This window comes from Mesorhizobium australicum (genome assembly GCF_900177325.1).
Lineage (GTDB): Bacteria > Pseudomonadota > Alphaproteobacteria > Rhizobiales > Rhizobiaceae > Mesorhizobium_A > Mesorhizobium_A australicum_A.
This window is the reverse complement of record NZ_FXBL01000004.1, coordinates 2,048,338-2,062,188: the sequence shown is the minus strand read 5'-3', so window position 1 is coordinate 2,062,188 and position 13,851 is coordinate 2,048,338. Positions and strand designations below refer to the sequence as shown.

15 protein-coding genes are annotated in these 13,851 nt (G+C 65.2%); 4 read left to right on the top strand and 11 right to left on the bottom strand.

Annotated elements, in window-relative coordinates:
• The first annotated feature begins 14 nt into the window (after positions 1-14).
• Positions 15-611 (top strand): GNAT family N-acetyltransferase, encoded by a 597-nt coding sequence (locus B9Z03_RS12490; protein WP_085464496.1) that lies wholly within the window; start codon positions 15-17, stop codon positions 609-611.
• Between the two features lie 70 nt (positions 612-681).
• Complete coding sequence (locus B9Z03_RS12485) at positions 682-3,501, top strand: EAL domain-containing protein (RefSeq protein WP_085467631.1); 2,820 nt, start codon at positions 682-684, stop codon at positions 3,499-3,501.
• Here B9Z03_RS12485 and B9Z03_RS12480 read toward each other — a convergent pair.
• The gene (locus tag B9Z03_RS12480) at positions 3,492-4,100 is read right to left on the bottom strand and encodes a YqgE/AlgH family protein (protein ID WP_085464495.1); all 609 of its coding nucleotides are present in this window, start codon (positions 4,098-4,100) and stop codon (positions 3,492-3,494) included. The two genes, B9Z03_RS12485 and B9Z03_RS12480, sit on opposite strands and share 10 nt — an antisense overlap.
• A 148-nt stretch (positions 4,101-4,248) precedes the next feature.
• On the opposite strand from B9Z03_RS12480, the gene B9Z03_RS12475 reads away from it, so the two are divergent.
• Entirely contained in the window at positions 4,249-5,037 is a 789-nt protein-coding gene (locus B9Z03_RS12475) for a protein-disulfide reductase DsbD domain-containing protein (RefSeq protein WP_176247506.1), read from the top strand.
• Positions 5,038-5,115: 78 nt separating this feature from the next.
• Positions 5,116-5,601 carry a peroxiredoxin gene (locus B9Z03_RS12470; protein ID WP_085464493.1) on the top strand — a complete coding sequence of 162 codons (486 nt, stop codon included), beginning with the start codon at positions 5,116-5,118 and terminating at the stop codon, positions 5,599-5,601.
• Between the two features lie 25 nt (positions 5,602-5,626).
• Here the strand turns inward: B9Z03_RS12470 and rnhA are convergent, their stop codons facing one another.
• The 10 genes from rnhA to ctaD form a co-directional block, all read right to left on the bottom strand.
• Positions 5,627-6,139: a ribonuclease HI gene (gene rnhA, locus B9Z03_RS12465; protein ID WP_085464492.1), complete on the bottom strand. Its 513-nt coding sequence runs from the start codon at positions 6,137-6,139 to the stop codon at positions 5,627-5,629.
• Complete coding sequence (locus B9Z03_RS12460) at positions 6,136-7,104, bottom strand: homoserine kinase (protein WP_085464491.1); 969 nt, start codon at positions 7,102-7,104, stop codon at positions 6,136-6,138. The genes rnhA and B9Z03_RS12460 overlap by 4 nt, the downstream gene beginning before the upstream one ends.
• Before the next feature lie 13 nt (positions 7,105-7,117).
• Entirely contained in the window at positions 7,118-8,128 is a 1,011-nt protein-coding gene (gene ispH, locus B9Z03_RS12455; protein ID WP_085464490.1) for a 4-hydroxy-3-methylbut-2-enyl diphosphate reductase, read from the bottom strand.
• Between the two features lie 52 nt (positions 8,129-8,180).
• Positions 8,181-8,945 (bottom strand): SURF1 family protein, encoded by a 765-nt coding sequence (locus tag B9Z03_RS12450; protein ID WP_085464489.1) that lies wholly within the window; start codon positions 8,943-8,945, stop codon positions 8,181-8,183.
• Positions 8,942-9,328, bottom strand: a complete 387-nt coding sequence (locus B9Z03_RS12445; RefSeq protein WP_085464488.1) for a DUF983 domain-containing protein — start codon at positions 9,326-9,328, stop codon at positions 8,942-8,944. The genes B9Z03_RS12450 and B9Z03_RS12445 overlap by 4 nt, the downstream gene beginning before the upstream one ends.
• A gap of 147 nt (positions 9,329-9,475) precedes the next feature.
• Positions 9,476-10,366, bottom strand: coding sequence for a cytochrome c oxidase subunit 3 (locus B9Z03_RS12440; RefSeq protein ID WP_085464487.1), 891 nt, complete (start codon positions 10,364-10,366; stop codon positions 9,476-9,478).
• Between the two features lies 1 nt (position 10,367).
• Complete coding sequence (locus tag B9Z03_RS12435; RefSeq protein ID WP_085464486.1) at positions 10,368-10,997, bottom strand: cytochrome c oxidase assembly protein; 630 nt, start codon at positions 10,995-10,997, stop codon at positions 10,368-10,370.
• Positions 10,997-11,152 carry a hypothetical protein gene (locus B9Z03_RS29830; RefSeq protein WP_176247505.1) on the bottom strand — a complete coding sequence of 52 codons (156 nt, stop codon included), beginning with the start codon at positions 11,150-11,152 and terminating at the stop codon, positions 10,997-10,999. The genes B9Z03_RS12435 and B9Z03_RS29830 overlap by 1 nt, the downstream gene beginning before the upstream one ends.
• A gap of 2 nt (positions 11,153-11,154) precedes the next feature.
• Positions 11,155-12,087 (bottom strand): heme o synthase, encoded by a 933-nt coding sequence (gene cyoE, locus B9Z03_RS12430; RefSeq protein WP_085464485.1) that lies wholly within the window; start codon positions 12,085-12,087, stop codon positions 11,155-11,157.
• A 72-nt stretch (positions 12,088-12,159) separates the two neighbouring features.
• Positions 12,160-13,821 (bottom strand): cytochrome c oxidase subunit I, encoded by a 1,662-nt coding sequence (gene ctaD, locus B9Z03_RS12425; protein ID WP_085464484.1) that lies wholly within the window; start codon positions 13,819-13,821, stop codon positions 12,160-12,162.
• Positions 13,822-13,851: the final 30 nt, after the last annotated feature.

The following is a 13,851-nucleotide window of genomic DNA, read 5'->3' as shown; positions in this document are numbered from 1 at the left end:
CGGACGCGAACGAGATGTTCGCGCTGCCCTTCTTCCGCCAGCCGAAACCGACGCTTGCAGGCCAGAAGGTGACGCTGCGCCCTCCGGTCGCGTCCGATTACGCGCAGTGGGCGGCGCTTCGCCGGGAAAGCCAGAACTTCCTTTCGCCCTGGGAACCCAAATGGGCCGCCGACGAGCTCGACCGCGGCGCGTGGCGCCAGCGGATGCGCCGGTATCGCGAGGAGATGGCGCAGGGCAGCGGCATCCCGTTCCTCATCTTCGAGAAGTCCACAGGCAAGCTCACCGGCGGCATCACGCTCGGCAACATCCGCCACGGCGTCGCGCAATCGGGGCAGATCGGCTATTGGATGGGGGTCGGACATGCCGGCAAGGGCTATATGCACGAGGCCGTCGACCTCGTCGTAAGTTTCGGTTTCGAGACGCTCAGGTTGCACCGGATCGAGGCTGCCTGTATTCCCAGCAACGATCGTTCGATCCGCGTGCTTGAAAAAGCCGGATTCCAGCGTGAAGGACTTCTGCGCTCCTACCTGCGCATCAACGGCGCCTGGCAGGATCATCTTCTCTACGCGCTCATTGCCGGCGACGGCGGGAGCAAGCAGGAACAGGGCTGACCGCTTGACTAGAACCGGACGGATTCACGCGTTCGCGCCGTTTCTGGCAGTGCTGCTGGTTTTCCTCGCCATGCTTCCGGCAAGCGCCGTGGAGATCATCGACATTTCCCGCGACGACCTCGCGCTCGACCTGTCCAAGGCGGTCGAGATCTACCGGAATCAGGGCGACACGTTCCAGGTATCCACCGCGCCCGGCGCAGACGGCATCGTGCGGCGCATCGAGGTGGAGGCGTCGAGCCCCCGTTCCTCCGGCGACTGGGGCGTGTTCGCGCTCGCCAACAACACCGAGCAGCAGCTCGACCGGCTGATCGTCGCGCCGCATTTCAGGCTGGTCGGCTCGGGCCTGATCTGGCCCGATCTCGGCTCCAACCGCATCGTCTCGATCACACCGTCCGAGGGCTTCGCGCTCGACCGCGAGGAGAGTCCGGACTCCGACATCTTCCTGGTGACGATCAACCCCGGCTCTGTGGTCACCTTCGTCGCCGAGCTCGCCTCGCCGTCGCTACCGCAGGTCTATCTGTGGCAGCCGGACGCCTACAAGGATTCGGTCAACTCCTACACGCTGTTCCGCGGCATCGTCATAGGCATCTCGGGTCTCCTGGCGCTGTTCCTCACCATCCTGTTCGTGGTGAAGGGAACGTCGATGTTCCCGGCGACGGCGGCGCTCGCCTGGGCAGTTCTCGCTTACATCTCGATCGACTTCGGCTTCCTCAACAAGGTCATCGAAATCGCGCCGGGGAACGAGCAGATCTGGCGGGCGGGCGCGGAAGTGTCGCTCGCGGCCACCTTCGTCGTCTTCCTCTTCGCCTATCTCAACCTCAACCGCTGGCATGACCATTTCAGCTATGGGGCGCTAGCCTGGATCCTCGGTCTTGCCATGATCGCGGGCGTCGCGATCTTCGATCCCGCGATCGCCGCCGGCATCGCGCGCCTTTCCTTCGCAGCCACCGCAATCATCGGCATCGGCCTGATCGCCTATCTGGCGGCCAGCGGATACGATCGCGCCATCATGCTGATCCCGAGCTGGCTGATGGTGCTCGTCTGGCTCGCCGGATCGTGGCTCGCGGTCACGGGCATGCTCAACAACGACATCGTCCAGCCGGCGTTGGGCGGCGGGCTGATCCTGATCATCCTGCTCATCGGCTTCACCGTGATGCAGCACGCCTTTGCCGGCGGCGGGCTGAACCAGGGCCTGTTCTCCGACATGGAGCGCCAGGCGCTCGCCATCACCGGGGCCGGCGATATCGTCTGGGACTGGGACGTTCTGCGCGACCGCGTCGTGACGCGACCCGATGTGTCGGACCCGCTTGGCCTCGCGCCCGGCAGTCTCAACGGTCCGGCCCGTAACTGGCTGCCGGCGCTACATCCCGAAGACCGCGATCCGTTCCGCACCACGCTCGACGTGGTGCTGGAGCACCGGCGCGGCCGCATCCAGCAGAGCTTCCGCCTGCGCGGCGCCGACGGCCACTACCACTGGTATTCGCTGAAGGCGCGGCCGGTGATCGGCTCGGACGGCGAGATCATCCGCTGCGTCGGCACGCTGGTCGACGTCACCGAGCAGAAGAAGGCCGAGGAGCGCCTGCTGCACGACGCCATCCACGACAATCTGACCGGCCTGCCCAACCGCGAACTGTTCCTCAACCGGCTCGAGGCCGTCGTCGCCATCGCCAAGTCCGAGGAGAATGTCCGCCCGTCCGTCTTCGCGATCGACATCGACCGCTTCAAGCATGTCAACGAGAGCCTCGGCATGTCGGCCGGCGACACGATCCTTCTGACGATCGCGCGCCGCCTGCACAGGCTGCTGAAGCCGCGCGACTCGCTTTCGCGTGTCACCGGCGACCAGTTCGCCCTGATGGTGCTGTCCGAGCAGGACCCGGCGCGCGTCGCGGCAATCGCCGACGCGATCCGGCACGCCATCAGCGCGCCGATCACCTTCGCCAAGCGCGAGATCGTTCTGACGGCTTCCATCGGCCTGATCTCGTGGACCTCGACGCAAAGCTCGGCCGAGGAGATGCTGAAGGACGCCGAGCTTGCCATGCACCAGGCCAAGCGCTTTGGCGGCGACCGCATCGAGCCGTTCCGGCCTGCTTTCCGATCCTTCGGCAGCGATCGCCTGCAGCTCGAATCCGACTTGAGGCGTGCGATCGAGAAGGGCGAGTTCCGCCTCGTCTATCAGCCGATCGTGCGGCTGGAAGACCGCACCGTCGCCGGCTTCGAGGCGCTATTGCGGTGGGAACACCCGCGCCGCGGCGTCATCCCGCCGTCCGAATTCATCCCCATCGCCGAGAGCTGCGGCCTGATCGTCCAGCTCGGCCTGTTCGCCATGCAGCAGGCGGCCGACGACCTCGGGGCCTGGCAGAAATTTGCCGGAGACAACCCGATCTCCGTGTCGGTGAACCTGTCGAGCCGCCAGCTCCTGCGCCGCGACCTGGTTTCCGACGTGCGCTCGGTGCTTGCCCGTTCGAGCCTCAAACCGCGTTGCCTTCGGCTTGAACTCACCGAGTCGCTGGTGATGGACAATCCGGAGCAATCGGCCCATGTGCTGAACCGGCTCAAGCAGCTCGGCATCGGCCTCTCGCTCGACGATTTCGGCACCGGCTATTCGTCTCTCTCCTATCTCACCCGCTTCCCCTTCGACACGATCAAGATCGACAGGAGCTTCGTCGACGACACCAGCCCGAAGAAGAACGTGCTGCTGCGCTCGATGGTGAACATGGCGCACGACCTCGGGCTGTCGGTGGTGGCGGAGGGCGTGCCGGACGAGGCCGCCGCGCTGCAGCTGCGCCAGATGGGCTGCGAATACGTCCAGAGCTTCGCCTTCGGCTCGCCGATGACGGCCGACCATGCGGTCAAGCTTTTGAAAGAGCAGTATTCAGCCGCTCAGGCGTGACCGGCGAAGTGGCTGAGCCGCGCCTGGTCGATGCCGATCGAGGCGAGAACCCGGTCGTATTTCCTGTCGATGTCGGTGTCGAACAGCAGGTCGGGATTGGCCGGGCAGGTCAGCCAGCCGTTCTCGATGATCTCACGTTCGAGCTGCCCTGCACCCCAGCCGGAATAGCCGAGGGCCATCAGCGCATGGCGCGGCCCCCTGCCCTTCGAGATCGCCCGCAGGATGTCGACCGTCGCGGTCAGGCAGATGTCCTCGGCGACCGGCAGCGAGGAATCGACACGGTAGTCATCCGAATGCAGCACGAAGCCGCGGCTGCGGTCCACTGGGCCGCCATTGCGGACCTGGAAATCGCGCGTCTGCGGCGGCAGGCGGATCGCGCTCGTTTCGTCCATGACGCCGAGCTGGACGAGGAGATCGGGGAACCGCATCTGCTGCGCCTGGTTGATGATCAGGCCCATCGCGCCTTCATCGCTGTGTGCGCAGACATAGATGACCGCGCGGGAGAAGCGCTCGTCCTTCATGCCGGGCATGGCGATGAGGAACTGGTCGTTGAGGAAACCGCCGCTGTGCGGTCTCCGGTTATGGCGCAGAATGTCCATCCGAAAAGCGTAACGCGAATTGTCCCGTCACGGAAGATGCAGATTTGACCAAGTTTGCTGCGCCAATTCGTTTCACGTCACCGAAATCTGATCGGATGTGCACCCGGATGAGTTGCAGCGCCGCAGCTGTCGGCGCATGAAGGCGCCCATGAAGCGCATCGTCTGCTCCCTCGCGATCGTTCTGTCAGCATGCGGCTTCGCGCAGGCCGCCTCGAGCGACTGGTTCGAGACGGAGGGCGCGCGGCTGCGGCTGGTCACGGAAGATGCGGCCGACGCGGACGGCCGGATGAAGGGCGTTCTCGAGATCGATCTCCAGCCAGGTTGGAAGACCTACTGGAAGGATCCCGGCGCTTCCGGCATCGCGCCGCAGATCGACATATCTGCCAGCATCAATGTCGAAAGCGCCGCATTCTCCTTCCCCGCACCGAACCGTTTCCGCGAAGGCGAGGAGGTATCGACCGGCTATGTCGAGCCGGTCGCCCTGCCTGTCACCTTCAAGGTCGGAGACCCGGAAAAATTTACGGCGATCGACGCCGACATCCTCCTCGGCATCTGCAAGGAAATCTGCGTGCCGGTGCAGGCAAAGCTGTCCGTCACGCCCGGCGGCGAGGTCGGAGCGGCGGACCCGGTCATCGCCGAGAGCTACGGCCGGCTTCCCTCCGCCGCCTCCGCCGATTTCGGCCTGGCGGGTCTGCGCGACGAAGGCGAGTCGCTCGTCGCCGACGCCGCGCTGCCCGCCGATGCGCAGGGCGCCGAACTGTTCGTCGTCGCGCCCAAGGGCTGGTTGCTCGGCGTTCCGGTGTTAGACGCGAGCGGCGAGCGGCCGGCGTTCCGCATACCCGTCATCGATCGACCGGCGGCGACCGGTACAATCGCCTTCGACTACACGCTCGTCGCCGGCGGCAAGGCGGTCGAGGGCCAATTCCCGCTTCCGTGAGGCACTGGACAAATCCGCCTGAAACCTTATGTCCGGCCCACGCCCATCCGAGAACCAGACCCTTCCAAGGAGCAGACCATGACCATCGCCCCCGGCGAAAAGCTTCCCGACGCCACGCTCAAGACCATGACCGACGATGGCGCGGCAAATGTCAGCACGGGCGACTTCTTCGCCGGCAAGAAGGTGGTGCTGTTCGGCGTCCCCGGCGCCTTCACGCCGACCTGCAGCATGAACCACCTGCCCGGCTTCCTGGAGAACCACGACGCCATCCTCGCCAAGGGCGCGGATGCCATCGCGGTCGTCTCGGTCAACGATGTCTTCGTGATGAACGCCTGGTCGAAGTCGGCTGGAAATGACGGCAAGATCACCTTCCTCGCCGACGGCAGCGCCGACTTCGCCAAGGCGGCCGGCCTCGACAACGACCTGTCGAAGGCAGGGATGGGCACGCGCTACAAGCGCTTCTCGATGATCGTCGACGACGGCGTGGTGAAGACGCTCAACATCGAGGAAACGCCCGGCAAGGCCGAAATCTCGGGCGCGGCGCGCATTCTCGAACAGCTCTGACCGCCAGACGGCCTGATCGTCAGGATCAGGCCTTGCGGGTCGAATTTCCCATCAGCCGCGGCGTCCGCGCCGCGGCGACGATCGGATCGGGCTTGCGCCCCTTCCCCTTGAAGGGCGCCATGCCCATGCGCGCAAGTTCGTCGGCGCGCTCGTTCTCGTCGTGGCCGGCATGGCCCTTCACCCAGTGCCACGTCACCTTGTGACGGCGGTTCGCCTCGTCCAGCTTCTGCCACAGCTCGACATTCTTCACCGGCTTGTTGTCGGCCGTCTTCCAGCCGCGCTTCTTCCAGCCGTGGATCCAGCCGGAAATGCCGTCCATCACATATTTGCTGTCGGTGTGCATCAGCACTTCGCATGGCTCCTTGAGCGCGTTGAGCGCCTCGATCGCCGCCATCAGCTCCATACGGTTGTTGGTGGTCTCGGCCTCGCCGCCCGAGAGTTCCCTCGTCGTGCCGTTGAAACGCAGGATCGCGCCCCAGCCGCCCGGCCCGGGATTGCCCGAACAGGCGCCGTCGGTGAAAATCTCGACCGTCTTCATGCGGGGATCAATCCATATTCCGTGGCCGACACCACCTGCCGGTGGAAGCGCCAGCGGCGCACGAACTCCATCGGGTCGCGCTTCTGCACCAGCGCGCCGTCAGGAATGGTCAGCCAGTCGTAGAGCCGCGTCAGCGTGAAGCGCAGCGCCGAACCGCGTGCCAGCACTGGCAGGGCATCCTTTTCCCGGCCGGAGAGCGGCCGCACGCTCTCATAGCCTGACAGGAGCGCCGCTCCCTTGGTGATGTTGAAGGCGCCGTCCTTCTCGAAGCACCAGGCGTTGAGGCAGGTCGCGACATCGTAGGCGTAGAAATCGTTGCAGGCGAAATAGAAGTCGATCAGCCCCGACAGCTTGTCTCCGAGGAAGAAGACATTGTCTGGAAACAGATCGGCGTGGATCACGCCAGATGGCAGGTCTGCTGGCCAGGCGTGGGCGAACAGCTCGAAATCCCTGTCGATCTCTTCCTTCAGCCCCGTATCGACCTCGCCGGAGCGCTCGCGGGCGCCGGCCCACAGCTTGCGCCATCCCTCTACCGACAGCGCGTTCGGCCGCGACAGCGTGAAATCCGCGCTCGCCAGATGCATGCCGGCCAGCGCCTTGCCGACCTCGCGGCACTGCGGAGCCGTCGGGCGGCGCGGCCATATGCCTTCGAGGAAGGTGATGATCGCGGCCGGGCGGCCTGCAAGGCGGCCGATTAGCGAGCCGTCGCTTCGCGCGACCGGCAAGGGACAGGTGATACCCTTCAGCGCCAGATGCTGCATCAGGCCGAGGAAGAACGGCAGGTCGGCTTCCTCCACCCGCTTCTCGTAGAGCGTGAGGATGAACTCGCCCTTGCCGGTGTGCAGCACGAAGTTGGAGTTTTCCGAGCCTTCCGCGATGCCGCGATAGGAGCGCAGCTCGCCGAGGTCGTAGCCGGTCAGGAACACGCTCAGTTCCGTCTCGGTGATGTCGGTATAGACGGCCATCCAGACTGTGTCCTTACGCAGCGCCGTTGACGAAGGCCATGTCCGCGGCCGTCAGCTCGACGTCGCGCAGCACGCGGTTGACCGGGAAGTTCTCGGTCTCCTCGGCCGTGATCGCCAGTTCGAGCGTTGCGTTGAATCGCTGCCTGAAGGCCTCGACGATCTCGTCCACGATGATCTCCGGGGCGGATGCGCCCGCCGACAGGCCCAGTGTGCCGATCTCGCCGACCTCGTCCCACGGGATTTCCGACGCGCGCTGCACGAGCAGCGACCTCTTCGCGCCCGCCCGCTCTGCGACCTCGACAAGACGCTTGGAATTGGACGAATTCGGCGCGCCGACGATAAGGAACAGGTCGGCGCCGGGGGCTGCCGCCTGTACCGCCTCCTGGCGGTTGGTCGTGGCGTAGCAGATCGATTCGGCCGCCGGCGCCTTGATGTTGGGGAACCGCGTCTCCAGCGCGCGAATCACGCCGGCGGTGTCGGCCACCGACAGGGTCGTCTGCGTGACGAAGCCGAGCTCGACGCCCTCCGGCGCGTCGAATGCGCCGGCCTCCGCCTCGGTTTCGATGAGCGTCACCGCGCCTTCCGGCAGTTGCCCCATCGTGCCGATCACCTCGGGATGACCGGCATGGCCGATCAGCACGACGTGCCGGCCGAGGCGCTGGTGGCGCATCGCCTGCTTGTGCACCTTGGACACCAGCGGGCAGGTCGCGTCGAGATAGAAGAGGTTGCGCGCCTCGGCATCCGCCGGCACCGACTTCGGCACGCCATGCGCCGAGAAGACGACGGGTGAATCGCGGTGCGCGTCGGGAATCTCGTCCAGCTCTTCGATGAACACCGCACCGAGATTCTGCAGGCCTTCCACGACGTAGCGGTTGTGCACGATCTCATGGCGCACATAGACCGGCGCGCCGTATTTCTTCAGCGCCAGCACGACGATCTGGATCGCCCTGTCGACGCCCGCGCAGAAGCCGCGCGGTCCGCACAGGCGGATCGTCAGCGGCGGCTTTTGGGGACGGTCGAGCATCTGCTTCCTGCTTGCATTGACGCCCGGACATGGGGGGCGCGGTCGCCTGCTGTCAAGTGCGCGCGGCCGATATGGGCTTGCGGCGGCGCAGCAGCATGGCGACATAGACGCCCGCCAGCGCCGCTGCGAGTCCGTACCAGGTCACCGCATATTGCAGATGGTTGTTCGGCAGGTCGATGATGGTCACGCCGCCAACCGGATAGCCGCCCGGCACGTCCGACTTCGCCGCGTCGATGAAGAAGGGCAGCACCGACGCCCGGTCCAGGCCGGCATTGGCGGTCATGGCGGCGATGTCCTTCCAGTAGAACACGTTCTCGGCCGGCTGGTTGTCGGGCACCAGCGACGACGGCTTGGCGGCAGGCGCGGTGCGGGCAAGCCCGACGAGGTTCACCTGGCCCGCGACCTCGCCCTGCTCGCGGGTCGCCGGCGACTTCCGGTCAAACGGGACGAAGCCGCGATTGACGAAGACAAATCGCCCGTCTGCCAGGCGCAGCGGCGTATAGACATACCAGCCCGACTGCCCGTCATGCGTGGCGAAGAAGAACTGTTCCTTGTCGTGCAGGAAGGCGCCGGCCGCCGCGACCGGCTGGTACTCGATGTCGCCTCCGGCGCCAGCCGTCTTCTCCACCTCAGCCAGCGGCACGGGCGCGGCCGAGACGCGGCTGTCGATCGTCGCGATCAGCGCTTCCTTCCAGGCGAGGCGCTGGACCTGCCAGGTGCCGAGCGCCAGAAGGATGGCCAGGCACAGGATCGTGACCAGCGTCAGTGCCCACGGAAAGCCGCGCGCAGTGGCACGGTCGTCGATCGAACGGCTCATTTCTGTTCGTCCAGCCGGCCCTCCGCTGCCTTGTTGGAGTATTGCAGCGCGATCATGATGCCCTTGAGCCAGCGCAGCGTCGGTAGGCAGAGGATGAGGACGAGCGGCACCCAGAGGAGGAAGTGCACCCACAGCGGCGGGCCGTACGACACTTCGAGCCAGAGTGCCAGGCCGACCACGATGAAGCCGATGATCAGCATGACGAAGACGGCCGGGCCGTCGGCCGAATCGGCGAAGTCGTAGTCGAGGCCGCAGACGGTGCAGCGCGGCTTGAGGCTGATGTAGCCGTCGAACAGCTTTCCTTCGCCGCAACGCGGGCACCGGCCGCGGAAGCCCGCGCCAAACGGCTCCACCGGCGGATAATGGGCCTGGTCGCCATTCATCGGACAGTTCTCCTTCGACAAGCCGGCCCGGGGTCGGCCAGCGGACAATAGTCGTCCGGCCCGGAGCCGTCGATCAGACCGATTGCAGCAGCCCAAAAGAAAACGCGGCCGGATCGCTCCGGCCGCGCTTTGAATTTGTCGGCCGCCTCAGTGGCCGGCCGCGATCGTCGCGCCCTGGGAGGCCCAGATGTAGATGCTGACGAAGAGGAACAGCCACACCACGTCGACGAAGTGCCAGTACCACGCGGCCGCCTCGAAACCGAAATGCTGCTTCGGGGTGAAGTCGCCGCGCATCGCCCGGATCAGGCAGACCAGCAGGAAGATGGTGCCGATGATCACGTGGAAGCCGTGGAAGCCCGTGGCCATGAAGAAGGTGGCGCCATAGATCGAGTCGTGGAAGGTGAACGGCGCGTGGATGTATTCGTAAGCCTGCACGAAGGAGAACAGCACGCCGAGCGCGACGGTCAGCGTCAGGCCCCAGACGAGGCCCTTGCGGTCGTCATGCAGCAGCGCGTGGTGCGCCCAGGTTACGGTCGTGCCCGACAGGAGCAGGATAATCGTGTTGTAGAGCGGCAGGTGGAAGGGATCGAGCACCTCAATGCCCTTCGGCGGCCAGACGCCGCCGGTATAGGCGTCGCGCGCGACCTGGTGAACCTCGTTCGGGAAGAGGCTGGCATCGAAGAAGGCCCAGAACCAGGCAACGAAGAACATCACCTCGGAGGCGATGAACATGATCATGCCGTAGCGCAGGTGCAGCGACACCACGCGGGTATGGTGGCCCTCATGCGCTTCCTTGATCGTGTCCGACCACCAGCCGTACATGGTGTAGAGCACGATCGCGAGACCGATCGCGAAGATCCAGTAATTGGCGCCAGCGAGTTCGAGCCCGAACAGGTGTAGCGAGCCGCTCTTCAGCGACTGCATCCAGGCCACGCCGCCGAGCGCCATGACGAGCGCGCCGATGGAGCCGAGGAAAGGCCACGGGCTCGGATCGATGATGTGATAGTCGTGTTGCGGTTTGGCGTGCGCGTCGGCCATCTCAGCCCCCGATTTCCGTCGTTTGCGTCTTGGTGTCGGTCCTACCATCTTTCCCCGCCGGCGCAACAGCCACGGGCTTCGCCGCGTCGATCGGGAAGAAGGTGTAGGACAAGGTGATCGTCTTCAGTTGTGCCAGTTCCGGAACGTTGACGATGTCCGGATCCACGTAGAAGACAACGGGCATGTCGAGCGCCTCGCCAGGCTTCAGCGACGTATCGGTGAAGCAGAAGCATTCGACCTTGTTGAAGTAGGCGCCGGCAAGCTCCGGCGTCACGTTGAAGCTCGCGCGGCCGGCCGTCGGCACGTTGAACTCGTTGCGGGCCTGATAGGCGATCTGGGTGGTCTCGCCAATGCGCATCGTCACGTCGCGCTGCACGGGCTTGAAATCCCAGGGCAGGCCTCCGGACACGTTCGCGTCGAAGCGGACAGTGATCTTCCGGTCGAGGATCTTGTCGGAATACTGCTCGACGCGCTGCGTCGTGCCGCCATAGCCGGTGACCTGACAGAACATCGCGTAGAGCGGCACCGCGGCGTAGGCCATGCCGACCATGCCGGCGACGAAGGCGGAGGCCGACGCCGCGATCACGCGGTTGGAGCGTTGGCGCTGTTCGGTCTGCGGATCGCCGGCCATCACATCGCCCTGTCGAGAATGGCGGGGCCGAACTTCACGATCGTCGCAACGTAGAACAGGATCACGAGAACGCCCAGTGCAACGCCGATGGCGACGTTGCGGCTGCGGCGCGCCTTCTTCTGGGCGGGGCTCAGCGTGACGAGATCGTTTTCCATCGTCACGCTCCGGCCACGAGACGCCAGGCGACGACGTCGACGAGATAGGCTGCGAAGATCGCGAACAGGTAGACGATCGAGAAGACGAAGAGCTGCCGGGCCGGCTTCATCGTCGTGTCGTCGGACGACATGGCGAGCACCTGCCAGGCCTTCCAGACGAAGCCCGCGCCCAGCACGACCGCCACCGCGCCGTAACCCCACGACACATAGCCGAGGATGGCGGGCAGCACGGCCACCGGCACGAGCACCAGCGAATAGGCGAAGATCTGTCGCCGCGTCGAAAGCTCGCCGGCGACGTTGGGCATCATCGGAATGCCAGCGCGGCCGTAGTCGCCCGACTTGAACAGGGCGAGCGCCCAGAAGTGCGGCGGCGTCCACAGGAAGATGATGAGGAAGAGGATGACGCTCTCGAGGCCGATCGAGCCAGTCGCGGCAACCCAGCCGACCATCGGAGGAAATGCGCCCGCGGCACCGCCGATGACGATGTTCTGCGGCGTCCAGCGCTTCAGCCACATCGTGTAGATGACGGCGTAGAAGAAGATGGTGAAGGCGAGCAGCGATGCCGCCATCCAGTCGACCAGCACGCCGAGCGTCATCACCGACAGGACGGCCAGCACCAGCCCGAAGGCCAGCGCCTCGCCAGGCTGCACGCGGCCGCTCGGGATCGGGCGGCTGGCGGTGCGCGACATGATGGCGTCGATGTCGGCGTCGTACCACATGTTCAGCGCGCCCGACGCGCCCGCGCCGACCGCTACGCAGGCGATCGCGATGAAGGCGATTAAGGGATTGATCGGCGTCGGCGCAGCGGCGAGCCCGACGATCGCCGTGAAGACGACGAGCGCCATCACGCGCGGCTTCAGCAGCGCGAAATAGTCGCCGGCCATCGCCTCCGAGGGGCGGATGTCTTCGCGGCCGATATTCTCAACAATTGCCATCAAGGCGCCCGTTCACGTACCTTTAAGGTAGAAACCGCCGGAGCCCGGCGGTTTCCTTCATTCGTCCGCCGATCACTTGATCTTCGGCAGCTGTTCCCACTGGTGGTAGGGCGGCGGCGAAGGCAGCTGCCACTCCAGCGTCGTGGCGCCCTCGCCCCACGGATTGGCACCGGCGACGCGCTTCTTCATGAAGGCTTCGGCAACGCCGTAGAGGAATACCAGCACGCCGAAGGCCGAGATGTAGGAGCCGTAGGACGACACCATGTTCCAGCCGGCGAACGCGTCCGGATAGTCGATGTAGCGGCGCGGCATGCCGGCGAGACCGAGGAAGTGCTGCGGGAAGAACACCAGGTTCACACCGACGAAGGTGATCCAGAAGTGGGCGCGCGCGATGAAGGGCGAATACATGTAGCCCGTCATCTTCGGGAACCAGTAGTACCAGCCCGCGAAGATCGCGAACACCGCGCCCAGCGACAGCACGTAGTGGAAGTGCGCCACGACGTAGTAGGTGTCGTGCAGCGAGCGATCGAGGCCGGCATTGGCGAGCTGCACGCCCGTCACGCCGCCGACCGTGAACAGGAAGATGAACCCGATCGCCCACAGCATCGGCGTGCGCATCGAGATCGAACCGCCCCACATCGTCGCGATCCAGGAGAAGATCTTAACGCCGGTCGGCACCGCGATGACCATCGTGGCGAACACGAAGTAGCGCTGCGTGTTGAGCGAAAGACCGGTCGTGTACATGTGGTGCGCCCACACGACAAAGCCGACCGCGCCGATCGCGACCATGGCGTATGCCATGCCGAGATAGCCGAAGATCGGCTTCTTCGAGAAGGTCGAGACGATGTGGCTGACGATGCCGAAGCCCGGCAGGATCAGGATGTACACCTCGGGGTGACCGAAGAACCAGAACAGGTGCTGGAACAGGATCGGGTCGCCGCCGTTCTCGGGCACGAAGAAGGCGGTGCCGAAGTTGCGGTCCGTCAGAAGCATCGTGATGCCGCCCGCCAGAACCGGCAGGGAGAGCAGCAGCAGGAAGGCGGTGATCAGCACCGACCAGGCGAACAGCGGCATCTTGTGCAGCGTCATGCCCGGGGCTCGCATGTTGAAGATGGTGGTGATGAAGTTGATCGCGCCGAGGATCGACGAGGCGCCCGCGATGTGCAGCGACAGGATCGCGAGATCCATCGCCGGGCCGGGCTGGCCGGAGGTCGACAGCGGAGGATAGATCGTCCAGCCGCCACCGACGCCGAAGCCACCGGTCGGACCGGGAACGAACATCGAGGTGAGCAGCAGGATGAAGGCCGGCGGCAGCAGCCAGAACGAGATGTTGTTCATGCGCGGGAACGCCATGTCAGGCGCACCGATCATGATGGGCACCATCCAGTTGGCGAAACCGCCGATAAGGGCGGGCATGACCATGAAGAAGATCATGATCAGCGCATGGCCGGTGGTGAACACGTTGTACATGTGCTTGCCGCCGTCGATGGCGGCATCACCCTGAAAGCCGTAGACCATCTCAGCCAGACCGGTGAAGATCTGGATGCCCGGCTCGGCCAGCTCCCAGCGCATCATCACCGACAGGAAGCCGCCGATGATGCCCGCCATGATCGCGAAGATCAGGTAGAGCGTGCCGATGTCCTTGTGGTTGGTCGAAAACAGCCAGCGCTTGACGAAGCTTGCTGGCGCGCCGTGCGCGTGGCTGTGGTCGTCGTGAGCTGCAGCGCCTGCCATATGTCCGCTCCGTTCGTTCCTGTTCAGCGA